A 1,477-nucleotide genomic window follows, 5' to 3' on the forward strand; every position below is an offset into this window, starting at 1 on the left:
GTCGGCGGCGTGCCGGCCCCGCGTCTCCGCCTCCCGCGCGGTGGCACTCGGCCCGGTCCGGCGGCGGTCGCCGGCCACCCCGGCCACCCGCCTCGGCCCCTTTGCTCTGCTGCAGCCCGCGCAACACGGGCGCGCTCCCGTGTTGCCTCCGCTGCAGCAGAGCAAAGCGGGGAAAGCATGTCGTCCGGCTCGCCGAGCCGCCCGTCGCACCGTGCGTACGGCAAACCGCTGGTGACAGCGTGATAGCATCGCCCGTCATGCCCGGGCGCACGGACAGCGCGATGATGACGGGAACGCGTCGATTCGACGCCATATCGATGATGTCAATCAGCCGGTGATCAGGGGTGGACCACTCGTGACCGTTCGTCAATCGATCGTCTTCAACGGTGACCTCGGCAGCGGCAAGAGCACCGTCTCCATCGAGATCGCCAAGCGGCTGGGGCTGCGCCGGGTCAGCGTCGGCGACCTCTACCGCCAGATGGCGCAGGAGCGGCAGATGACCGCGCTCCAGCTCAACCTGCACGCCGAGCTGGACCAGGCCGTCGACGGGTACGTCGACCAGCTCCAGCGGGACATCGCCGCCTCCGGCGAGAGCCTGGTCATGGACTCCCGGCTGGCCTGGCACTTCTTCACCGACGCGCTCAAGGTGCACATGATCACCGAGCCGACCGAGGCGGCCCGCCGGGTGCTGGCCCGGCCCTCCGGCCCGGCCGAGAGCTACACCTCGCTGGAGGAGGCGAAGGCCAAGCTCCGGGAGCGCAGCGAGAGCGAGCGCGGCCGGTTCATCGTCCGCTACGGCGTCGACAAGGCCCGGCTGCGCAACTACGACCTGATCTGCGACACCACCCGGGCCAACCCGGAGCAGGTGATGGCGCACATCATCGACGCGTACGAGGGGCGCCTCGGCGCCGACGTGCTGCGCGACGCACCGCCGCTGCTGCTGCTCGACCCGAGGCGGGTCTACCCGACCGAGGACGTCGCCAGCCTGCGCGGGCTCTGGGACTCCGAGTTCGTCGGCGAGGTGGCCGAGGCCGGCGACGAGGCGCTCGAACCGCTGCGGATCGGCTACACCGGCGAGTACTTCTTCGTGGTCGACGGGCACCGCCGGCTCAGCGCCGCCATCCAGAACGGCTTCCCGATGGTGCCGGCCCGGCTGGTCGCCGAGGTGGAGGAGCCGGTGGTCGGCGGGATGAGCGCGGTCGACTACTTCGCCGCCCAGGTCCGGCCCAGCATCATCCACGACTGGGAGGCGGCCCACGGCATCGAGCTGCCGCTGCCGGAGCACGCCCTGCTCGGCGGGGACGCGGTGCTGGCCGGGGAGCCGGGCCCCGGCGCCTGAGCGGCGCGCGCCGACCGGCCCGCCCCCTGGGGCCGGTCGGAGGGGATCGCCGGATCGCGCCGGCCGGGGCATGATGAAGGCTTCCGCTGTCCCGGGGAGGCCGACGTGGATCCTGCCGACGCGCTCGCGCTGCTGATG

The 1,477-nt window shown here is 72.4% G+C and carries 1 protein-coding gene; it reads left to right on the forward strand.

Translation table 11 applies throughout. The features are described 5' to 3' along the window. The first annotated feature begins 355 nt into the window (after nucleotides 1–355). Complete coding sequence (locus DKL51_RS31100) at nucleotides 356–1,339, forward strand: AAA family ATPase (RefSeq protein ID WP_109947918.1); 984 nt, start codon at nucleotides 356–358, stop codon at nucleotides 1,337–1,339. Nucleotides 1,340–1,477 lie beyond the last annotated feature (138 nt).

The organism is Micromonospora globispora, from assembly GCF_003857015.1.
In the GTDB taxonomy this organism is placed as follows: Bacteria; Actinomycetota; Actinomycetes; order Mycobacteriales; family Micromonosporaceae; genus Micromonospora; species Micromonospora globispora.